The sequence below is a fragment of the Desulfosporosinus acididurans genome (genome assembly GCF_001029285.1).
Classification (GTDB): domain Bacteria; phylum Bacillota; class Desulfitobacteriia; order Desulfitobacteriales; family Desulfitobacteriaceae; genus Desulfosporosinus; species Desulfosporosinus acididurans.
Map to the genome: position 1 here is coordinate 64,382 of NZ_LDZY01000011.1, position 23,690 is coordinate 88,071.

General features: G+C 42.4%; 13 protein-coding genes and 3 pseudogenes. 1 reads left to right on the forward strand and 15 read right to left on the reverse strand.

Features of this window, described 5'->3' with window-relative positions; all coding sequences use genetic code 11:
* Positions 1-395 precede the first annotated feature (395 nt).
* From DEAC_RS15515 to DEAC_RS15575, 14 genes and pseudogenes are all read right to left on the reverse strand, one after another.
* Positions 396-1,136: a DUF6339 family protein gene (locus DEAC_RS15515; protein WP_047810991.1), complete on the reverse strand. Its 741-nt coding sequence runs from the start codon at positions 1,134-1,136 to the stop codon at positions 396-398.
* Positions 1,133-1,999: a hypothetical protein gene (locus DEAC_RS15520; protein ID WP_047810992.1), complete on the reverse strand. Its 867-nt coding sequence runs from the start codon at positions 1,997-1,999 to the stop codon at positions 1,133-1,135. Before DEAC_RS15520 ends, DEAC_RS15515 begins: the two co-directional genes overlap by 4 nt.
* The gene (locus DEAC_RS15525) at positions 1,983-3,881 is read right to left on the reverse strand and encodes a hypothetical protein (RefSeq protein WP_047810993.1); all 1,899 of its coding nucleotides are present in this window, start codon (positions 3,879-3,881) and stop codon (positions 1,983-1,985) included. The genes DEAC_RS15520 and DEAC_RS15525 overlap by 17 nt, the downstream gene beginning before the upstream one ends.
* Positions 3,882-3,954: 73 nt before the next feature.
* On the reverse strand, positions 3,955-6,186 hold the full coding sequence (locus DEAC_RS15530; RefSeq protein ID WP_053006466.1) for a Z1 domain-containing protein: 2,232 nt from the start codon (positions 6,184-6,186) through the stop codon (positions 3,955-3,957).
* 268 nt (positions 6,187-6,454) lie between these two features.
* Positions 6,455-8,236: a hypothetical protein gene (locus DEAC_RS15535; RefSeq protein ID WP_047810994.1), complete on the reverse strand. Its 1,782-nt coding sequence runs from the start codon at positions 8,234-8,236 to the stop codon at positions 6,455-6,457.
* A 55-nt stretch (positions 8,237-8,291) separates the two neighbouring features.
* Complete coding sequence (locus DEAC_RS15540; RefSeq protein WP_053006467.1) at positions 8,292-13,349, reverse strand: AAA domain-containing protein; 5,058 nt, start codon at positions 13,347-13,349, stop codon at positions 8,292-8,294.
* 1,262 nt (positions 13,350-14,611) lie between these two features.
* A pseudogene (locus DEAC_RS15550) lies at positions 14,612-14,833 on the reverse strand (hypothetical protein); the annotation flags it as partial.
* A gap of 12 nt (positions 14,834-14,845) precedes the next feature.
* Positions 14,846-16,036 (reverse strand): C40 family peptidase, encoded by a 1,191-nt coding sequence (locus DEAC_RS15555; RefSeq protein WP_053006468.1) that lies wholly within the window; start codon positions 16,034-16,036, stop codon positions 14,846-14,848.
* Between the two features lie 310 nt (positions 16,037-16,346).
* Complete coding sequence (locus DEAC_RS15560) at positions 16,347-18,350, reverse strand: ABC transporter permease (RefSeq protein WP_047810998.1); 2,004 nt, start codon at positions 18,348-18,350, stop codon at positions 16,347-16,349.
* Entirely contained in the window at positions 18,343-19,110 is a 768-nt protein-coding gene (locus DEAC_RS15565; RefSeq protein WP_047810999.1) for an ABC transporter ATP-binding protein, read from the reverse strand. Before DEAC_RS15565 ends, DEAC_RS15560 begins: the two co-directional genes overlap by 8 nt.
* A gap of 118 nt (positions 19,111-19,228) precedes the next feature.
* A pseudogene (locus tag DEAC_RS24250) lies at positions 19,229-20,068 on the reverse strand (sensor histidine kinase); the annotation flags it as partial.
* A gap of 132 nt (positions 20,069-20,200) precedes the next feature.
* Positions 20,201-20,896 (reverse strand): annotated as a pseudogene (locus DEAC_RS24595) (histidine kinase dimerization/phospho-acceptor domain-containing protein); the annotation flags it as partial.
* A 20-nt stretch (positions 20,897-20,916) separates the two neighbouring features.
* Positions 20,917-21,075 (reverse strand): hypothetical protein, encoded by a 159-nt coding sequence (locus tag DEAC_RS23615; RefSeq protein ID WP_161796460.1) that lies wholly within the window; start codon positions 21,073-21,075, stop codon positions 20,917-20,919.
* A gap of 256 nt (positions 21,076-21,331) precedes the next feature.
* The gene (locus DEAC_RS15575) at positions 21,332-21,907 is read right to left on the reverse strand and encodes a Uma2 family endonuclease (RefSeq protein WP_047811000.1); all 576 of its coding nucleotides are present in this window, start codon (positions 21,905-21,907) and stop codon (positions 21,332-21,334) included.
* 92 nt (positions 21,908-21,999) lie between these two features.
* Here DEAC_RS15575 and DEAC_RS24050 point away from each other — a divergent pair, with 92 nt between their 5' ends.
* Complete coding sequence (locus DEAC_RS24050) at positions 22,000-22,194, forward strand: hypothetical protein (RefSeq protein ID WP_207642584.1); 195 nt, start codon at positions 22,000-22,002, stop codon at positions 22,192-22,194.
* Between the two features lie 143 nt (positions 22,195-22,337).
* On the opposite strand, the gene DEAC_RS15580 is transcribed toward DEAC_RS24050, so the two are convergent.
* On the reverse strand, positions 22,338-23,612 hold the full coding sequence (locus DEAC_RS15580; RefSeq protein ID WP_047811001.1) for a dicarboxylate/amino acid:cation symporter: 1,275 nt from the start codon (positions 23,610-23,612) through the stop codon (positions 22,338-22,340).
* Positions 23,613-23,690: the final 78 nt, after the last annotated feature.

Here is a 23,690-nt window from a genome sequence, read left to right on the forward strand (position 1 = left end):
CGAGGTCGATCACAATATCCAGACATTAATAATCCTTCCTTACTATTATACTCCTTCTCGAATTTGCCCAGTTTACTTTGCAATATTAAGAAAGTCGTAACCATGCCAGAATGCCTCGACTTAGTTCGCCAAAAAGCACGATTATACTGAAAAACAAGCTCCGCCTCTCGAGTAAGATTAATTACGTCCTTACTCACCGATCGTGTCGGCCGCGCTGGGTACTATTTCTTTCTGGTCAATGCACTGATCCGTACGATTATCCAGACAGATGTCTGGCTGGAAATAGGCCGGCATCTGTCGGCCCTAATGTAGCGGGCAGAGCATCATAGACCCGGAATGTTGACATGCATGGCAGGAGCCTGCGCGAAACTCTTATACTAATATATTCGTCTAATTTATGCACTTAATAGTGTTTTAACTCTATTGCTAATTTTTTCAGAGAGTTCTTCTTCCTCAAAGTAATCCAAAATATATGTTCCACCCAGCACATTTAAATACTTAGTGGCCTCTGTAAATATCTCACGGCTTATGTTCAATCCTTGATTTTGAAGTTTAATTAGTGAAGATAATAAGGCCCTAACAATCACAGGATTATTTGAATAGTTACTAGAAAATAAAACCCTACTTCTTGATGCCAAATCATGCTTTAAATATTCGGTCAATTCAAAAGGATTTCTTCTTTTTTCATCATATGTTAATTTACCAATCCACCATAATTTTGATAAAGTGTTGGTAATTAAAGATCTCTTCTTTGACTGTGAAAAGAAAAAATGATTATAAATATCCTTTTCCTCAGGTGGTTTTTTGCTAACTGACCAACGGTATCTTAAAAAATCCCAAAAGGCACCATGCTCTAATCCAGACCATAAACGTTCATCTGTTGCATCCGTTTCAGTAAGATTAGACATAGCGGAATAAATAATTTTAATATTTTCAACATCGCCTTCCTCTGGTTTCTCATAAGACATTTTAAGTTTAAAATCACTTACTTCCTTTTTATATTCTATAAAAGGATTCTCTCCTTTAAAAAAGTCCATTATCCAATCATTAGTTGGGCTTGAGTAATTTCGGAGATTTGTTTTTATATTTCCTTTTAAAGTTTCTAGTGCCTCTTCTTTTAAGAAATGTAGTTTCATTCCTCCTCTTCCTCCATTCCAAAAGTTAAAATTGATTTTAACCCCCTGCTGATTGGTGATGCGAGTAACTTCTGAGCCAATTCATAGGATGGTCTGTTTTCTAGAGTATCTTGATTAAATTCAAGATTAGACTTTAACAAGGCTTTTTCTATTGCCTTAAACCAATGATACATTTCATACTCTTCCGTTCCCGAATGCCTCAACGTTTCGAAGGTATAGATTAAGGCAGGTAATATAAGGGCAGCATGTAACAAAGGTTGAAAGTTCGGAACCGCAGCCACATTCTTATAATTATAAAATTCTTCATTACAAAGAAATAATTTAATCTTATTACCGTCTATTTCAATTTGCATTCCTAAATCATCCTCTGAATCACGTCTAAGGACAGTAAATACAGAGGGAATTTTGGACAGATCATTAGTTTCTTTAGTAATGTCAAGGTTAACCTGATTGGCAATGGCTAAAATACCACCTCGTTTTATATGAAAAGACAGGTTACCATAGTCTTCATTAAACGAATTGCTTCTAAACCTATCAAGATCTTCTTTGGCAACAATAAAAGTGCATATACTAACTCGTCCGTTTAATTTGCTTTCTGCTATTCGTTTTATACTTTCTGTTTCGGAAGTCTTAACTATCGAACGATAGGATGTTTGCGAACATTCAATATGAAAAACGTACTCCGCTTTATTCTGACTAATTAAGCTTAACATCGCAGAATCATCCAATAAAACCTTCAAACTAAGAATAATATCGTTGATATCTTTTATTACTTTTATTTCAGATATAAATCCGGAATTGAGATAATCATCGGAAAATGTGCTCAATACAGGATATGGAAAATATTTATAGCGTATATCCATATAGTCTCACCTCCATTGAGCAGTTATCAAAGTAGTCTAAGACAAACGACACACTATATTTTTGTTTTGCAATCATGTTGTTTATGAAGACCTTTCCTTTAGAGCACTTTAAGGATACTGAACTGTTACTCAGATTAGCAGACATAATAACTGCTTCGACATCACTTTGCTCTCCGGAAAGGCTAATTTTTATATATCCATACTTAACATTTTTTTCCGGTATTATAATCAATTTGTATTGTTTAGATTTTTCGTCAGTTAAAAATATTCGAACGGATGCTGTTCCTACTTCAACATACTTTTTAATTTCAGTTTCACTGTTATCGTTCCGATTTGCTGAAGTCGCCGTCCCAATACCGCCACTTGACGAGTTAGTTTCCCCTGTTGGTTTTCTTCCAACTCCCTCACCCTCGTCCTCTTCAGACAAGTCACCAGTCGCCGCTATTTCTTCATCTGCCATTAAATCAAATATTTTGGTATTGCCTTTAGACATAGAAACCCTATCGACTACTTTTATCGCAATATCTTTGATTCTAGCAGTGATTGTTTCTTCGACACCGCTTTCATCTTGAATCTCCAAATCAATAACATCATCAGGTAAAAATTCTCCGACTCCTTCTGCATCCATTACATCAGTTGCGTTATTCTTACCCAATTCATGAATCTTTTCTTTAATAAGCTTAAATAATTCGGTGCGTCTTTTTTTGGCTGTTTTTGTATCTGGATGTCTGTCTGGTTCCCAGGCATCATGCTGTGGTGATTCCATATCTCTAAAGAACTGGTTAACTTTTTCACCTTTTAAAATCAGGACTGCTGCAAACTGTATTGTGCTCGAAATATTTTGTTTGTCAAATATTTTCATTCCTGTACTTCTCGTAATCAATACTTTTCTGTGCAAATTTGGTGCTAACAAAACTCTTAATTCGATTTCGCCAAGACCCGTGAAATCTTCATTTATAACAATACTTTCTCCTGAAGTTAACACTTGATAATAATTGTACGCGTATTTTGCACTACTTTTGTACTGATTAATGATTAATGGTAGAGTTTCCTTAGAAATCACAATATCCTCTATCTTAACTATTAAGCTTTCATCATAGATAGATAATAAAAAGCCTTCTAAAGCAGAAACAATCATTTCATCTTTCCAACTATTATCTTCCATAAAACCAAGAATATATATATCGGTTCCTGTCCTGCAGTTTCTGTCAAAAGTCTGGTCGATACCAGACACTGTGTTTAAAGCTGTATTTCGTTCTACATCGCCATAGTATCCGATACCCTGTGTTATTTCGCCATTTGCATTTTGAAAGGATACAAGTCTTGAAACACCTTGCGTGGCAATTATATCTTTAACATCATGGGTACTATAGAACAATGTTCTAATTTCCGAACATGCAAACGGTGCAGATTTTCCAATACCATAGCTTCCACCCGCTGCTCCGCCTTTATCGGATACACCTGAGGATTTAACTAGGCTTTGCCAAGGGGTAATTTCATACTCTTTATCTGATCCGGTTAGACCTATCGTATTAAAATCGCTAATTCTTAACGAACATATCCTTTCTTGATTGATTACACTACAACTATTACTAAAAAAATCCATAGCTTTCTTGTTATTACGTTCTTTCCAAAAAGCTAGACATCTTTCCAAAGCATCCTGTAGTTGTTCATATCCTGGCACATCATAATTGTTGACGTATATTTTTTGAAATTCAACTGTAACAGGCAGACCCTGATCTAATTTAGCATCAAGAGAGTTCTGGCAAATTTCACGGGCCAAAAAACTATAGCGCGCCCCTCTGAAAGTTTCTATACCCGATTCGCTTACCCCCATTAATTGACCGAAATTATTAGACGGGAAATTCCAACCGATAGTCATGTTGTCACCCTCAAATTAAATCTATAGTCTATGAAATCCTATTTCCTGGTATTTCATAGCGATGCAGATACTTCTATTTGACTTTTAATCTTCCACCCGCATCTGGCATAGCAAATACTGTTCTTCTTGTATTCTTTTGTGAAAATAATACAGGCCACCAGAATTCGCTTTCATTCCATCCTTCAGCTGTGCCATCTTGGTGGAGTAACATTAATGCAGGTTTATCAATTGCTACTTTTCGGGCAATCGCTAGCTCTTCTCTACCATTATCAGGAGCATCCTGGTAAGTCACACCATTTCCTTTATATTTGGCTATTTTACGGTTTCTTCTGACAATAAGATGTACTTTATTTTCATTGTCTGCGAGGTATCTAATAGTTGTTAATAATCTCTCTAAAGACACAAATCGCAATGCTTGTTCATCCTGCTTTAAGGCAGAGTATGCAAGCTTTATAATTGGTTCTAAAACATCCAGTGAAACATCCACTGCATCCCTTTCTTGTTCATCGATGATTTCTGCCAGGTGTCTTCTTATTTCGCTTGATATTTTCCGAGCATAAGATTTAGCAATTGGAGTAAATCCTACTGGGAGAAGTCGACTATTTGGTTTTAATAACAAGATATTGGAAATTCTTATTTTATCTGGGGAGCAGGGGATAATTTCATCCTTTACCTTCTCACCATTTTCGTCTTTTTTGTGAGAAACGTATTTTTGTATAAAGTAAAAACCTTCGGTAAACTTTCCACTTTCGATATCTTCACGTAAGGCCAGATCGATCTCAGTTATTCGGATCATATTTTCATAAATTCGTTGAGTTGTATAAAAACGCGTGACAGACAATAGGTCTTCATTTCGATAACCAAACATCCGAGAGTGCTGCATCACAGTATCCTGTTGCATTGTTTTCGGGTTGCGTCCGTAATAAAAGCCGATCAAGTTGGGGATTGTTACTCCTCTGTCTAGAACTTGACCTCCCACAAAAATTGAAAAGGGGGATCTTAGTCTTAACTCTCCATTGTCTTCGTCTAATACAGCATCCATATCTTTATCGCTATTTACAACGGTTACACTGATATAATCTTTATCTATCGCATTATAAAACGCATTCTCAACATCTTTATAACCTGGCATAGGATAACCATAGGCTTCAACAGATTTCTGAGTATCAATGAAAGCCGCTTGGAGCATTTCATTAATTATAGAGCTTGTCCTAGAATCGCGGCTCTTTATCTGTTTGAAGAACTCATGGGTAATATTTTCTAATTTTACATGAGAAGTTTTCTGTGTTGCAGTATGAACAATAAAAGCGTAATGGGAATTAGGATTGTTCCTTCTAAGGATACATCCACCAACAACAAAATTCATTAGCCCTCTTTTAAAAGCGACCAACTTATCTCTGCTAGTAATAATTTCTTCTTCTTTAAAAATGCGGCGATCATCAATTTTAGATTTTTTACCTTTACGTTTTTGATCCGAAACAAGTTCATTTTCCTTTTCTAATACGGGTTCAAATATATACCGTGCCGGATGGGCATCATCTTTGGAGTCTAGAAAATAATATTCTCCTCCAACGTACCCTTCACCAGAGGGTAATGAAATCGTTCTTTTAGGTTTTATTGGCGCTAAATTCTCTTCATCAAAATCCGGTTGTAAATATAAGGCATAAGGTGTTGCAGTCACTTGAACAAAAACACACCCATCAAGGCTACCGCGAATTTTGTTAACTTTTGATGCAATTGTTCTTAAATCAAATTCGTCGTCACTGCCTTTAACTTTGTTAAACCCTATACCCGTGGTATCTGCTTCATCATCTATGATCAAACAATTTTTGCGTTGTTGAATTGTATAATCGCTAATAAAATCACTAATACGATCTAAGTTGCTTTTCTCTTTTTTGGCAACAATTACAATCTTTTTATTTAGCTCATAATCTGTAAGCCCATTCAATACTTTCATGATATCAAAGACGTCAATTTCATTTTCACGTATAAAATCATTGAATTCACGACGCATACGTTTATAAGTCTGTTGTACTAATGCCTTACTATTTTTTGTTAGAATGAAAACCATATCGAATTGGTTATCAAAAGCTAAGGCCATTAGCCCAGTATACGCCCTTGTTTTCCCACTCTGGATCTTTCCAAGCAACATAATTGGATGCTTTTCTTTATCATTAAGGTCATTATCGCTTTGTGAAAATGTCATATTTATACAGTATTGGCAGGCATCTTCTATACATTTTTGAAACTCAGGCTGATAGTTATGCTCTTTTAATTTTGAAAGATAATATTTGCCCTTCTCCAATTTCTATTTAGCCCCCTCTTCTCAGTTTGAAGTTACATCCTATAAATGTATCCGCTTAATGTCGCTCAATGTTAGGCAGCAACCAGAGCGTTGGTAGTCTACAAAATCCTCTATTGGGCGACTCGATTAGTTAGTGCAGCTTTTAAGACCCTAATCTGTATCAATTTGCAGCTCTTTCCGTCCATTACAATCATTATAGTATGATTCTAATGATCAGGGATTTTGATCAAACTTGAATTTTGTCTATTCTTTACTGCCTTCGGCTTATTTACCCCTGTCTCAAAATCTCATTCGCCCTATGTTCATTTAACCGCCTTAAATCATCTTCCCAGATCGAGATAGCACGGCTGAAGTCCTTTTGCTTAATCTTCTGCTTGTCTTCTATAAACCAGTTAAGATATTCTGCAACCCTTTCATAGCCAAGTTTAGGAACGGCTCGATGGATAAGAACGTCCCAGCGGTCTCTTCTCGTAAGATTCGTACTATAACCTAGTTTTTTAAGTGGAGATTCCTCTTGCCATTTCTCGCCATAATGAGAATTTGGTAAGGGCGCTGGAGGTGATACCGAAACCTGAAAATTGGAGTTTACTATAGGGGCACCTAGAGATTGGTTCACTTTCTTGTGTGAGGTTGTCGTTTTTGTTACAGGACTATATTGAATAATATCCAGTTGTGTTAACGAAACGAGAGGAATCAGCTTGTTTTCTAAAGAGCGATTGATAAACGCCTTATTGCAGGCAGCACAATAAAATAGTTGAACAGGAATATATTGGCTCACTACATTTTTTCCAGAATCAGCATATTTAGCAAGCAGGGCCTCGATGGCCTTTAGATGGGTATTATCATAGGGACAATAATTAAGTCCATTCTTTATTTCTACCACCGACTGAAACTTTTTCAGTAAGCTTAATTTCGATTGGGATTCTTCCTTTAAACTTGATTGTAATTTTGTTGCGAGCTGAGTCTTAATCTCTTGCTGAAGCTCCTTCTTTTGAAGAGACTTGAGACGGCTAACCATTTCCTCAAAGCCTCTAAGCTTAAGAGGGGTACTTAAGCTTCTTGCTTCTCGCTGTAAGATACTCAGCTCTTGTACCGTTTTTTCCACCCCGCATCCCGATGAAAAGGAGTCATAATATACTTTAAAGGCCTTTAATTCGGGAAGCATGGAATTATTCATCAGTGTCCGGATCTCGGGAATGAATATTAGAGCTTTATCCTCAAGCTCATAGACTAGTCCAAAATAAAGAAGCTCGATAGCATCTTTAGACTCAAGTTCCTTGTCAAGTACCATAGAGTGAAATATTTCTTTCAACCAGGCTTCAGCCTTCGTATGAAGTTTAAGATCGAAATAAATCCTTAAGAGAGTTAGGGGTTCTTCGAAATCAAAGCTGGAAGCATCAATCTTAAAAATGCTCTCTTCGAGATACGAATGGTTGGTTTCAAAGAAGTCTTTGAGCAAAGCAATCCATCCTTGCTTATAAATGCTATTGATCATAGAGAAGATGCCCGCACTGGAGAAAATACCTTTTTTAAATTGAGCTTGTAAGTATAGCTCCAACAAGGAAATGAGTTCGACAAGTTCGCCTTCTCTCAAACTATTGAGGCGATTATCATTTATATAGAAGAGAAATTCATCAATCATTTCACAGTCCAAAAGATCGATCAGTCCTTTTAAGGAAACAACGAGATTGTCAAAGGTGAGCTTAGTTAAGTCTAATTCGTTAAAATACCAGCGAATGATATTTCGCGGATAGTTAAAGATGTCCTGAGGTTGATAGATAATGATAAGCTCCGGTTCTCCCGACTCACAAAGCTTTAACGTTTGCAGCTCCCTTTGAAGCCTAGAAATTTCAACTGATTTTTCAGTATCGGCTGTCTTTATAATTTCGTAGTTCGTAGTCATCTCAGATAAAGAAGAGGACAAACGATTAATCTCCTCATCTTTTTCCAGCAAACGGGTCTCCAATTCTTCGATTTTGCTAAAATATTCTTCCATTACTTGATTGACTCGGATCACGAGATCTTGTTTTAAGACTGCTAGTGGTTTCATTCGGCACTTCTCCTCACTTGTCTCTCCCCTTGAATCCCCTGACAGTGATACTTCTCTATTCACTCAGATACCATGCGGAACGATTTTTTGTCATCCGCCCGCCTTGAGGTTTATAGCGAAAGCGGAAGCCTTGGGCTCGGAATTTTTCCATCATCCCCGCTAATTCTTCATTCCCTATGACCCAGATTGTCCCACCGATTTTGCGATTATCCACCCATTCAAATCCATGCTCTATAAGAAATTTCTCAAGTTGAAACGGTTCTTCCTCAACCTCCCTTGCTTGTCTGCGGGAAGGATTTTGTGATTCCTGAAGAAGTGCCTTTTGCTCCAAAGGTTCAGCGTTTTCTTCGGCCGCTTTTTGATCATATGATAGTTGATAATTGCCGTCTGATGGATTCCCTAGTTTCACATTTTTTTCTCTGTCCGATTCATTAATTAGATTATTTTCCTGGAGTGTTGCACCTTCTTGGGCAGTAGAAATTTTCTCATCTTTCAGAAATTCAGTCGCTCGACTAATAACCTTTTCGTCTTCGTTGACCAAAACTACATCTTTAGCATCCAAAGAGATTGAATGGCCCTCACCCTTATCAATATCCTTGTCCGTATCTTGATCATCCTCATCTTCTCCGTTCCAGATTCTGCGCAAAACTTCTGCCCTACGAATTATTAAATCTTTTAAGCCTTCCGCTTGGGATTCAGAGGCGATTTCTTCTATTCCCTTATTTTCCGGATAGATTTCATAGTCTTTTATGCGGGCAAATACTGCAGCCATGGTACTGTCAGGATCACGAAAAAATTCACTCCCGCGAATTCGAATAAAGCGCCAGCCGAGGCGTTCCAGAATCGCTTGCCGAGACATGTCTTCATTAAGGTTTTCTAAGGTGTGCCACCTATCTCCGTCACACTCCAGGGCTACTCGTTTCCCCTGGCCTTCAATAACCATATCGATTCGGTATCCGCCAACCTTCCACTGAGGATAAACCGTATAGCCGGCTTGTCTCAAGCGAAAGAGAACTTGCTTTTCAAATTCGGACTCGGCTTCAACTTCCGCAGTATCCAACATCCGCAAAACAGCTTGAGGGTCTTTAGCATGTTTAATCAGTTCCCCGCGAATATCACCAGGTTTCAGGTCATTTTCCGGATCGAGGGAATAGACAACCCACATTTGATCACGAGCACGGCTGGCAGCAACGTTGTAACGTTTTTTAAATGTTTCATGAGCACCCTCACCTCGTTTGCTCAAAGGCCCTTCGCCTGAGGAGGCATCGACCATCGAAAGAAAGATGATATCTCGTTCATCTCCCTGGAACTGAGCCGGATTTCCGCACTGAATACGACGCCGTTTATATTCTCCGGCTGATAAATAGTTCTGCAGTAAACGGTCAATCACAACAGCTTGTTCTTCCCCCACCAGGGAAATTACGCCAAAGGAAGCTTCTTGATACTCCGGTTGTTCTGTACAGGCGATAAGTAAGGAGGCCACAACTTGAGCCTCTTTCTCGTTGACTTTTTTCGCACTCTGACTTCCTTCAACCCGGTAAGCAACGGTATGGGGCCGCACTTTAACCGTACTTTCATCACGTAAGGGCTTAATTTTTCCTTCATATGAAAGATAATTACTGAATTGAATGATTGGTGAAACACAGCGGAAATGTTCGCGTAAGCATATGGGCTGAAAGGCCGTATCCGCGAGATCGTATATAGATAAAAGTCCGTCATAGAGTTTGGCATTAGGAACCCCTTGTAAATGTTCCTCAATAAGCTTATTAGCTTCGTCAACTTTTTGCCCGACAGCTGAAGGGCTGACTTGTTCATTGTCTCCTACGACAACGACCTGTTTACCCATATATAGTGCGGTCAGGGCGAGGACATCAGCTTGGCTGGCCTCATCAATAACCACAATATCGAAGCGATTGGTTCGTGGATTGAAATTTTCCACAACGCGACTTAAGGGCATAATCCAAACGGGAACTGCACTTTGGCAAAGAGGCATGAGCTTTCTGGCTTCGGCCATAAGCTCTGGAACCCGTTTACCGGTTCCTTTGCCAATTCGATGCATGAGTTGTTTCCAACCATTAAGAGCGAGCCGCTGAGAAACAGTTGTTCGTCGAACTTGGGCTGCCCAAGCCTTCTTTTCCACGAGTATTGATGTTTTCTCTCGTAACTGTTGAGATAAATGGGTTATCTGTTTTAAAAGTTCTTCCATCGATTTCTTGGCTCGGTCTTCAAGTTCATCCGCAAATTGCCGCCAAAGCCACGCTTTAGAGGGATTTCCCGGAAGTTGTCCCTCACCATGAATCCCTTGACGTCCGGCAATAGCTGCTGCCCAGGCGGGCGCATTCTGTTCTAAGCGCTTCAGGAGATCTTGACGCAATTCAAGAACTTGCTTAAGGTTTTTTAAATCAACGAGACGTTGATAGGCTTGGCGATATTCTTCAGGCTTTTTCCCTTGCAGGGCCATTAAAAGCTGTGAAGTCACTTGAGCACAAGAACTGCCCCCCTGTTCCAACTGAAGCTTTAAGGAACGAATTTTTTCTTCCATCCCTCTGAGCTTCAAGCGACAGGTTTGGATTTCCACGAGGTTTGCTAATTCTTCAGTTATCGCTTTTTTAAGTCGCAGGACTTCTCTCTGCTCGCCAAGTTGGATTGCAGTTTTGTCATAGAAATCTTGCCAGTGAAAACCTGTCTTTTGAAGCTGTTCCACAAGTGGAGTCCATTGTTGCGGATGCCAATTCAAAGCATTGCGGATCAAGGGAATATAAGAGTGACAGACCAACTCAGGTTCATTTCCCAACACCGAGGCCTTGGGCCCTCCCAAGACCGCAACTTGACGTTCCCAGCGGTCGGAAAGCCTTTTTCGTGTATTCCTTAAATCCACAAAAACTTTGATAGCTTCAAACTGCTCAAGGCGCTGCGGTGAACTTCCATTCACTTGAGCTTGATTAATCAGCGTCTTCCAGCTTCCTTTAGTTAATAATTTAAAAACGCCAAGCGAGCCCCCGGCACTTAAATGAGCAATGATCTCTTCTAAGACTGAATCTAGTTCGTTAGGCAAACAGTCCTCACTGACGGAAGGAGCATAATCCAAGAGAGTTTCTTGGGCTTGAAGAGACTGGGTATAAGCCCCTTCGATTTGAGTGATTAAGTTTTGCCAGGGAGCGATTTGCTCCTCACCCTGCATTCTGGCATCGATGAGAGCAAGTTCCCACTTTGATGCCTTTTCAAAAACTTGAATAGCTTTTTGGATTTGATTCAAGATCATTTCTAGCTTTTCTGGCTCGTTTTCAGACTCCGTTTGCCAATATTCTTTTCCCTCTTCTAAATCCATACTTGCTAAATTATCTACAGTTTTGACCCATTCCTCAAATTCATAAGGTGCTGGAAGCTGTTGCGGATCTGGCAAAGGATATTCAAGTTCCTGTTCATCGTCATGAGTTAAGATGAGATTCGTCTGATAAAGTTCCACTAGCTCTCCTTCTGCAAGGGGGAGTGCAGCTCCTAAACGGATCGGACTTGGCAGCCAGGAACATCGTTCCTGGTCTTTTCGAATGGTACGAGCTGCTTGAGCGGGCGCGTATTCATTACCAGCTATAACGATAGGACGGTACTCGTCCGCTCGCGCGAAAAGCAGTTTTTGGCGAGTTTCCCGAAGTTCCTTTAAAAGAGCAACTCTCTCTTGCTGAAGAACTTTAGCTTCCCGTTCTAATTGCTCAGGGTCACTATTGGCTAAGCGTTCTGTGATGGCATCCACCGAGCTCTCCAGTTGTTGACGGTTATTGTCAGTCAAGACGCTCAAGCATAGTGGCTGCAGAGGGGTGACAATTTTTTCATGGAGTACTGACAGGGCTTTAGAGGTATGACTGGTAACCAGAACGCTCTTTCCTTGAGCAAGGAAATGACCAATTAGATTGGCTATGGAATGAGTCTTTCCTGTCCCTGGCGGTCCTTGAACGAGAACAGCATTATACCTTTTTAAGCGATTAGCAATCTGCAGTTGTTCCGAATTGGCAAGTTTGCTCAGCAGGACTTCCTCATCTTCTCCATTAGGATCTATACTTTTCAGGACATCCTCTGGAGCAGATGGTTCTGTTTCTGAATCAAGGCCAACAATATTTTCTAAGAAACTGGGTAAAGGCATCCTTTCCGGTATGTCCTTAAGAATTTCCTCGATCGCCTTACTAAACCCTAACGATCTTTTGCGCAAAAATACTAAAGGATCCCGCACAATTCGCGGAGCGTCATTATGAGCCGCCTTCTCACCCGGACCGAGAATTTGTCCGTAGGGAGATAACTGAGTCACGATTCGTTTTAAATACTCTTCTGTATCCTGCCCACCCAGTGGGTGATAGGGAGTTTGCTCCAATTCTTCTTGAAGACGACTCATAACCGTTCCAGTCACTTCTGAAACGGTCCGAAAAAGCGCAGTGTAGAGTTCAACGGAATGCTCTGTTTCAGACAAGGAAAATTCAGGTATTGCAGGATCGAAATCTAGTCGAAGTCTTTGCAATAAAATAGGATGACTAATTAGGCCGCTTTGATAATTCCAGTACAAATGGCCTTCACCCAAAACAAGTTCATATTGTTCCGCTTCACGTTCTAAACGAGCATACAGTTCGTAAAACTTATTATATATTTCCATCGCTTGGCGAACAGGAACTTCTTTTTCCGACCAAAGTTCTCTGCTTTTCAGCCATTGAGCAAATTCTTCATCTTCCGAGTAGTTCGCTAGGAGCTGCTCTTCGGTCAGTTCTTCCTCGTCTTCCTCACCCGTTATTTTATCTAGATTTAAGCGAACCCGGAGTTCAGGTTTTTTCCAGGTATCTTTCAATACTGAAAGATACGAAGAGGGGGGTTGCGGCGCATCAGTAAGTACGGGACGTTGGATTTTAAGGATAAAAGGACTGGAAGCAGAGCTTGTGCCTGAATCGGAAAAGTCATTCTCAAACTGCCCCTTCTCGATGGTTAAGTAGTTTGGCAGGTCTTGGAAATAGATACTCCAAGGTTGGTCTTTAACATTACGAATCACGGGATTTCTTAATTGATCCAGCGCTTGAAGATATTTATAAATCTGCAGAATATGCCCTTTAGCTGGGTTTTGTTCGTCTGTTGCCATGGGATTACCGCCTTATTGGGATTTAAATATTATTTTTTCGTTGTCGATATTAGTTATTCCCTATTCTCACTTAGTTTAAATTCGACAATCACAGAGATCTCCCTCCCCTATCAAACAGGTAAGTAATGGAAATAACGCTAAACTATTTAAAGAATTTAAATATATCAAAAATACTAAACGTCGTCTTCCGATACACTCTGTTATACGCAGCCTTCTTTGGATTAGTCAGCCATCCCCACCCTCTCGGAGCCTTCATACCTAGGCTGTGTCGAACGTAACGTTTTAGACTAGTTCTTGCTGCTATACTTTTCTTAAGACTCGGTTTTCGCATTCCCAATTTCATTATGATCTCCTTTCTTTTATTAGGTTTAACTTATATTTAGTATATCAGCGGAGCTAGACAATTTTTTGAACATAGCTTTTTACTCCTTGTCGTCCAATGCATCGTGAATGAACTTACAGCTCTTAAGCGAATTCTATATACTACGGGGAACATAAGCATTCTTTCAACTCTGGTCTATGAACATGGTGATTGGTGGAACCTATACATTCTCTTTGTCCCGATGCATAACGAATAATAATTTATAAGCGCAAAGTGATCCGGGCACTGCCAGAACGAAAAACGTGTCAATAATTCCAACTAACCCCAAGATGGTGAACGCAATTGAAGCTAAGGAGCATAATTTCGGCATAGTTCATCCAATGTCCTGTCGAATTAATTATGCGATAATTGTTAAGATAAATCGACCCGCATCTCGAAGAAAGTGACCGTTCCGGAAAGCAGATGCGCCCTGCTATATGTGAACCGGTTGCATAGTTTACAATCTATGGATATAATATTAAATAAGGACTGACGTGTTGTGAGCACGCCAGCCCGGCAGATTGTCTAACCAAACGGTTGGCCCGAATTAAAGGTTATAAGAAATAACCGCCATCCTGGACCGGGGCGGTTATTTCTTCTTCATGATCATAACAACGAGTGTAGCAAATGCAATCATTAAATACATCGCCTCAACCATTGAGATCATCCCTACCACCCCCTTTCGAAAAGGGTGTGGCCAACCGTCCCTCGACAACCTGTTGCAATTATTATAGCATAATCTTCCAGACAAATGATGAATCTTATCCCTGATTATTCCAGGGTTCAGGCTGCCTCATATACCGAGGCAGCCTGATTTGTTTTCACCAAAGCACCTCAATTTCATAACTTAATTATCCTCAGCCAATAACGATACATAAGAACATTGTGAAGTTCCGATGTATCATAACCGGTCAGTGCGGCGAAAGGGGAAAACTGAGCTGCCTTTGTGCCCTCCAATCTGCCTGTTCCGGTCTACAGTGGTAGCTCCTTCCTCCAGATTCATACCCTTTAGAATGGCATTCTTGCCGAATTTCTTTTTTATTTCCAGCATTGCTTGCTGCATCTTTTTCTCTCGTGCAAGCTCAGCTTCTTCATCTTCCTTTTTTGCCTGCACGGCTTTAAAGGTACGCCAATTCTATTGTGCAATTACTCTTCTTGCTCCTAAATACCTTGCTGCCCAATAAGGATGGTCAATACTATCATATGCCACGCCATAATCAGAGTCGTCAATCATAATCTCGTTCCCCACATAAATACCAACATGAGAGGCGCCTGGAGCATACGTTGAAAAAAAAACAAGATCACCGGGTTTAAGATCAGTTTTTGGAACGCTTATACCTTCTTGATATTGATCCCAAGTGACTCTGTAAAGACTGATCCCATAATGAGCGTACACATATTGAACGAATCCTGAACAGTCAAATCCCGGGTTGGGAGTACTCCCTCCCCAAACATAAGGTGAACCTAAGAAGCTTTCTGCGAACGATAAAATCTGTCCTACTGTTCCGCTAGGTTTAACCGGTGCAGTAAGCTTTTTACTTGATTGGTCAGCCTTCTCCTGTTCTGCCTGCTGTTGTTTTGCCTTTTCTTGAGCGGCCAAGGCAGCTTCCCTCTCTTGGGCTTCAATAAGGCGCTGCGTTTCGTCAATGTTTGTTTGAACCTGATTTTGTTCCTTAATTGTTTTTTGCTCCGCTTGGGTTAAAGAGGTTATTAGATCCTTTTGTTTACTTAAAGCAGTATCGAGGTCATTCTTCGTTTGTTGCTTAGATTGAACTGTTTTAGTCAGATCGTCAGTAACATTTTGCTCAGATTGTTGTGCAGATTGAAGCTTTAAATCATCAGTTTGAATTTGATCTCCTAATGTTTTGTAGGCATTAATTAATGAGTTAATATAAGTGACTCTAGATAAGAGATCATCTAAACTTTTAGAACCAAGTAACCAACCAAGTTGGTTCAAATAACCTGTATTACCTTGTTCATACTCAGTCCGCAAGTAATTTCCTAAGTTTTCAATATCCTTTTGACGCTCAATAGTCAGTAAATCTTCTTGATTTTTAATATTTGTAATAGTTTGTTCATGCTGCTGAATTAATGAATTGTCATGATTGACTGAAGCCTGCAAAAGATTTATGGAAGCTTGAATAGATTGAGCTTGCTTAATTGAGGCATCTTTTTGTTGAGTTTGGCTTTCAGCCTGCTGTTTGAGAGTATTGAATTGGTTTTGATAGGTATGAAGGTTTGCCTGAAGATTAGCAGCATGAACAGGATTAGATGAAAGGCTAATTAGAAAAATGACAAGAACTGGTACTAATATTCTTCGAAACACGATGCCCACTCCTTCTTTCGTCACCTTTCTTCGACAAAAAAGAGTGTATTCCTCTTTCGATACGCCCATAGTTTAAAGGGAATTTACTTGCAAAGGGCATCAATGCTTTTTCATTGTTGTTGTCGCGTTCATTTGCGTTCTGGGTATTCACAATGCTTCCTGATCACATCCATCTTTGGCAAACTTCGTCAATGCCATGTATTTGATATTGCTTTTTCTTCAAATTAAACTAGATCTTCAATTTGAATTCCTATAACAAAGAGAATTAATGCGATTTTGTGAACGGCGACATGGCATTGCTTTCAACCGTTTATACAGACGTCCCCCAGCTGACGATCCGATAATACACTTTGGCCGTCAGCCCGTAGACAAGGGCATAAAACAGGGCAAAGACCAAGATGGTACCTACTAAGCACCAGGCGAACAAACCCACATTAGTGAGATTCAGTACGGCCAGCAATTTAGTTATGATAGGAAAAGCGAAGGCAATATGGATCCCAGCGGTGACCAAGGGCAGGAAAAATACGGTCAGGACCTGACTGCGGATGGAGCCTTTTACCTCTTCACGGCTCATACCCACTTTCTGCATGATTTCAAAGCGGGCTTTATCATCATACCCTTCGGAGACCTGCTTGTAATAGATGATCAGTACCGTGGCCATAATGAACAGCGCCCCCAGGAAAATGCCCAGGAAGAATAAGCCTCCATAAACGGCGAAAAACGATTCCTTGGCCGCCACCGGGGATTCAATGCTGCTGCCGGGATAATCACTGCCCACGGCAGTGCGGATGTCCTGGTAAACAGCCGAGATGTCAGCCTCACCGGCGTCCAGATCAAAGCCCAGATAATAGTTATAACCTGAGGACTCATTCCTATTTTCTTTAGCAAGAGTCGCCTCCATGGTTTTGATCACATCCATATCTTTGACCACGATATAATAGCTGCCCGAGATGGATGACCTCTCCAGGCTCTTTTCAAAAAACGAGTCCAGCCTTTCCTTGACAGTAAATGTCCGGTTTAACACCGTCAAGGTATCGTTTTCATACTTGCTGGAACCGGAATAAATCAGAATCTCTTGATCTCCCAAGCTGACTGTTTTATGGGTCAGTCGGTTATAATCCTCCAGGGGAATCAGATAGTATTCCCTGAGCGAAGATGTGGCGTTGGATATGGATATTTTGCTCTTAGCTGTGATCACCGTGCCGCCCTCTTGATTGCCGGGAAAGAACAGATACCTGTAATCCAGCCTATCCTGCACCACCAGCCGGTGCTTTGCCAATACTTTGTGAACTGACCTCTGCAGGCCCTCGACAGATTGTTGAGTAGATATGGGAGCGGAGATCATGATAGTCTGGGGGTACCGGGTGCGCAGCACGTCCTCCATCCCAACGTACAGGGACACAGTGGTAGAGACCATCACCAGCACAGCAGTGGCCATAATGCAGATATTGGCCAGCCCCACGGCGTTTTGTTTCATTCGGTACATCATCCCCGCTACGGCGGTGAAATGCCGGGTCTGATAATAATACCTTTTGTTCCGGCGCAGCAGTTTAAGCACTGCGATGCTGCCGGCGGTAAACAGACAATAGGTGCCCACCATCACCAGGAGGACGGCATAGAAAAATTGGCTCAGGGCAGTTAAGGGAGACTGGGTGGTGAGGGAGATATAATACCCTGCGCCCAGGCTCAAGGTTCCGATCACCACCAAAGGCCATTTGGTTTTTGGCTCCTTCTCCCCGGTCTGACCTCCCTGGAGGAGTTCAACAGGCTTAGCCAGATGGATTTGACGCAAGGTATTGAGGAGAGTCAAGAGGAAAATTACGGCGAACAGGACCAAGGCAGCCGCCAGAGCGGGGCCGGAGACGTTAAAGCCCAGGGGTACCTCAAAGTTGAGGATTTTCAGCAGGACCATGAAAATCAGCTTAGAGAGAAGTATCCCGCCCAGCAGGCCTGCCCCCAGGCTGATCACCGCCACATACAGAGTTTCAAACCCCAATACTCTGGCGATATGCTTCTTCTCCATGCCCAGGATATTAAAGAGGCCGAATTCCTTTTTGCGCCGTTTAATCAGAAAACTGTGGGTATAGAAGAGAAAAATCACTGCGAAAATAGCAATCACATAGGAGCCCAGATTAAGAATGGCTTGCACCTGAAAACCGCCGGACATTTTTCCCAAGCCCTTGTTCTCAGCCAGAAAAACCATAATGTAATACATCATCACCGTGCCTATGCAGGTCAGGATGTAGGGCAGGTAGGTTTGAGCATTCTTTTTCAGATTGGTGGCGGCCAGCTTGGCATAAAAGAATCTACTCATGGCGCCCACCACCTGTGGCCATGGTGGTCAGGGTATCGGAGATCTTCTGGTACATAACTTCATCCGACATGCCGGCTTTATAAAGCTGGTGGAAGACCTCCCCATCCTTAATAAACAGTACCCGTTGGGCATGACTGGCCGCTTTCACGCTGTGGGTCACCATTAACAGGGTCTGCCCCTCCTGATTAATTTCATTAAACAGGCGGAGCAAACCCTCAGCGGCCTGAGAGTCCAGAGAGCCGGTGGGTTCGTCCGCCAGAATCAGCTGGGGTTTGGTAATCAGGGCGCGAGCTACGGCACAGCGCTGCTTCTGCCCTCCCGACACTTCATAAGGATATTTGGCCAGGATATCGCCGATCCCCAGCTTGCAGGCAATGGGCTCCAAACGCCGGGTCATCTCCTCATAAGACTTGCCGGAGAGCACCAGGGGCAGGAAAATATTATCCTGCAAGGAGAAGGTATCCAGCAGATTAAAATCCTGAAATACAAAGCCGAGATTTTCCCGGCGGAAAGCGGAAATCTCCTTTTCTTTAATGGTACTGAGCCTTTTTCCCTTGAGCAGAACCTCACCACTTATGGGTTTGTCCAGAGCGGCCAGAATATTGAGCAGGGTCGTTTTCCCTGACCCCGATTCACCCATAATCGCTGCATATTCACCCTGCTCCACGGAGAAGGACACATTAGCTAAGGCCTGAACATGACTGCCGCCAAAGCGGGTAGTATAGACTTTTTTAAGATTATTCACCTCTAAAATAGTCATCAAGAAGAACCTCCTTTGCTGAGTAGGTTCAGTATAACAAAACAGGAAAATGCCCTGCCATAACTTTGGCTTACATTTTCCAGTTTAAGCTTACCCTCTGGTAAGGTAGATCATAATTTCACTCCATCACTGTATCCACCGTATCCAAGCCGATTTTTACTTTCGTGCCCTTGCCCGGCTCCCCTTCGATCACAATGGTATGGGACAGCTTGGTGAGAATCCTCTTGCACAGGTAGAGGCCGATCCCTGTGGACTTTTTATCCCTTCGGCCGTTATAACCGGTAAAGCCTTTTTCAAAGACGCGGGGCAGATCTTCTCCGGCAATACCTATCCCTGTATCGGCGATTACCAGGGTTTTGGCACCGGCTCTTTCCATATAAATGGAGATCTTTCCTTCCGGGGTGTACTTCAAAGCATTGGACAAGATCTGCTCAATGACAAACACCAGCCATTTTTCATCCGTCAGCACGTCACAGTTCAGTTCGGAAAAATCCAGGCTGATCTTCTTGCGGATAAACATCTTGGCATATTTGCGCACCGCCTGCCGGACGATATCGTCCAGAGCATAGCGTTTCAGCACAAAATCGGAAGAAGGGCTCTCCAACCGCAGGTATTGGAGCACCATTTCCACATACTGTTCAATTTTGAACAACTCCATGGTCAGCTCCCTGTTCTGTTCCATACTCTGAGCAGTACTCCCGTCATCCCCTGAGGGGAGGGACTGGAGAAGGAGGCCCATGGCGGCGATAGGTGTTTTGATCTGATGGGCCCACAGCGTATAATAATCCACCAAATCGCTTCGCTCATTATCGGCCTGGGAAACCAGCCTGATCTTATCTCGGTAGAGGACGGCGATGAGCTCCTGATACTCCTCTTCCAATAATCCTTTAGCTTCAGGAAGCCCTTCCAGGCTGAAGATGATCTGTTGCTGCAAATCCCGGAGCACTCTGCAACGTTGCCGCAGCCGGTATCCCGGATGGTAACCGTCAGTTCCCTTCCCCGCACGAGGCTGCAACTGCTTGACACAGTGCTGAAGCAACGCAGCCAAATCAACCTCCTCCAGGCAAAGAGTGGCCCTTCCTGACTCCAGCCGGGAAAAGTCGAGCAGATCATCCACCAGCAGCGCCAGCCGATCGCTTTCCCCGCTGATGATTTGCAGCCCCTCACGCAACTCGTCTTGGTTATGGTCATCTCCGTGCAGCAAGGTGAGTGCCCAGCCTTTGATCGAAGTCAGCGGGGTCTTCAGATCATGGGATACGGAAGCGATAAACTCACTCTTGAGTCGCTCCTGGTGCAGAATCTCCGCCGCCAAGAAATTCAAGGTCTCCGCCAAATTACCGAGTTCATAACCTGATTTTACCGGCGCTCTACTATTGAACATGCCTTGGCTCATTTCACCAGCCACCTGGGTGATCTCCAATACCGGTCCGGTAATGCTGGAGGCCAGCCATAAACCTGTCGCCGCGGCCAGACCTGTCACCAGCAGCCCGAGGCCGAAGAGCAGCCAGGTCAGCCGGCTGACCGCCTGATGCACGCCGGTCAAGGAGGTGACCATCCTCAGGGCTCCTTTGCGCCCGTCTAAGTCCTGCAGGGGGAAAGCTACCGCCAAGATGGTCTCCCCTTGGCGGGTAACACCCTGCCACCGACCCGATCTGCCTGCCAAGGCTTCATTGACATCCGGGCTATCCACCGGCTGGCGGATCATCATCATAGAATCGGCCAGAATCGCTCTTTCAGGAGAGATTACTTGCACCTGGGCACTGGTGTTGGCTGCCAAGCTCCGCATCAAGCTGTCCGCCGACCCGTTCAGACCTTTGCCTGACAAGTAGCTGTGGTAGAAGTTGGCTGCAGACTCATCCTGTTTGGTAAATGAATAAATAAAAATCCGGAGCCTACTATCGCTCCGAATTGCTTTTCATCGTTCTTAATTTCCCGCAAAGCCGTTTTAATCCTTTCTCCTTCCAATGATGGCCCGCAATTTTTAGGGCTTATTTTTGCACTCTTACCCTCAGGAAGTATCTTACCTGAGAGCCGCAGCAGTATTAGTCCTCGTCAAATATCTCTACAACCTCTGTCCAACGTAATTCTAAACGCAGCTTAAAACTCGCCCGAAAACTCGGAAATCCGGGTTTGAGCAAGGGAGAGAATCTAACAAACAGGCTTGTACCAAGAATCTTACGCGCGTAAGATTCTTGGTACAAGCCTGAGAAAGAGAAGGATCTCACTGTTGTTGAGAAAACACCAAATTCAAATCAATTTCGAGGTCCGGAAAAATTGATATTCTAGCTTTATCTTCGTCCGTATACATTTCTGGTCTTCCATATCTGGCGTTTGATTGCAATAAAAATATGCTTACAATCTTCTGGTCAGGTTCTACTACCCAGTATTCTTTAACACCTGCTTTTTCATACTTGTTAAATTTAAATACTTTGTCGTTTTTACCGGTTGACGGAGATAATATTTCTATTATTAAGTCAGGAGTTCCTTTACAACCTCTTTCGTCAAGCTTAGAGCTATCACAGATAATGGTAATATCCGGTTCAACGACATTTTTAACATCATTATCATTATCTTCAACATCAAGTCTCACGCAGAACGGGGCATGATAAACTCTACAATTCTTACCTTGCAGATAGTTTGCAAACTGTCTGTACAGTTCGCCGGAAATTTCTTGATGAATTCTTGAAGGTGCAGATTGCATATAAGCTATGCCGTCAAGAACCTCCCATCTTTCCTCCCCGTTCCAAGTCAAGTAATCAGCGTATGAATAATTTCGCCCTTGTCGTGGCAATAGCATATTATACACGCTCCTTATATATCTATCTGATTATACCATTTTCTGCCGATTAGGAATAGTTTAAACTTGAGGTAAAACTGCCATTCTTTTTAATGAATCAGTCAGGTTATTATCCGGCAGATATGCATGAACCGGCTGCAATTTATATTTACCTAATAATTAAGAGCACCGAACCATTCGGTGCTCGTTCCGAATGGAGATCGCTTTGGCACCAGCTGAAACCGCAATGGCACCTCCGATTGCCGGTTATAGATGTCTGTTCGTTAATTATCATAAGAATGCGTTAATCTCTGATACGTCGATGAGCAGCAAGCTCCAGGTACTTCTTTATTTTTCGAGCCTACAATGTGACAGAGAGACTGACGGATTCAGGCATCTCGGTCAGTCTCTCTGTCGAATTACGGACATTTACGCTATCAATCCACAGACATTATCTGGCTGCATCAGCACTATCGGATATACCCTGACTACGCTTGCCGTTTTTCAAAAATTGCTGCAGCTTACTTTCATCAAACTCTTTCTCCCACTTCGCAACAGCGATGGCAGCCACCGGGTGGCCAATAACATTAACAGCGGTGCGAGCCATGTCGAGAACGCGGTCAACAGCGGCTAATAATGCAATCCCCTGCATTGGCAAACCGACTGCGGTTGCAGTTGTAAGCAGCACTACGAATCCAGCCATCGGAACACCAGCCATCCCTTTCGACGTAACAACCAGCATCAAAATCATCACGGCTTCCTGACTGATGGAAAGATGGAGTCCACCTAACTGCGCGACAAACATAGCCGCAACCGATAAATACAGGCTAGTTCCGTCGTCGTTCCAGGAAAGTCCAAGCGGAATAACGAAGGACGAAATCGATTTTGGTACGCCAATCTCTTCCACAAATTCAATCAACTGCGGCATAACCGCTTCAGAGCTTGCGGTAGAGAATGCAATGATAAAGAGATCGAGGATTCCCCGGAACAACTTGAAGAACGGTACATGCAGGATAAATTTACTGACAAGCGGGAACAGAACACAGAGAACAATTGCAAGTCCCAAGTACATTACACCAATTGCCTTTGCCAGTGGCAGGAACACTTTGATACCATAGTTTCCAGCTGCATAAGCAGAAAGAGCAAAAACACCGATCGGCGCCACTTGCATGACCCAACGAATGATTGTGAACGTCGCTTGAGAAATACCTTCAAAAAAGCGGATGGCTACTTTGCCGGCTTCTCCTGTTACGGATGCAATAGCCAGCCCAAGTATGGTGGCAAAGAACACAATGGACAGCATAGAGCCGTTATACATCGCCTTAACCAGATTGGACGGAGGAATGTTGACAATCATAGAGATGATATCAATTTTTTGACCTTTCGCAGCACTGTAATCTCCCACGTTTGCTTGTTGGATGTGAACACCCAGCCCGGGATGGAGAACGTTCGCAAGGACAAGTCCTAAGACAAGAATGATGGTGGTAATAAACTCAAACCAAATAATGCTTTTTAGTCCAATACGACCCATTTTTTTCATATCCGCGATTCCGGATGCTCCGACAACTAATGCTGAAAAAACCAGCGGAATGATAACCATTTCGATCAGGTTTATGAACATTTTCCCAACCGGCTGAATCGCCACACCGAACGAAGGAAACATAAGTCCCACAATGGCGCCTAAAATAAGCCCACTGAAGATATAAATTGCAAGTTTTTTGTTCAATTTAATCCGTCCTCCTCTAGAAAATAGTTAAGTCGTCTACTCTATCCGTCTATCATTAACAGGAGTTATGCAGTTTCA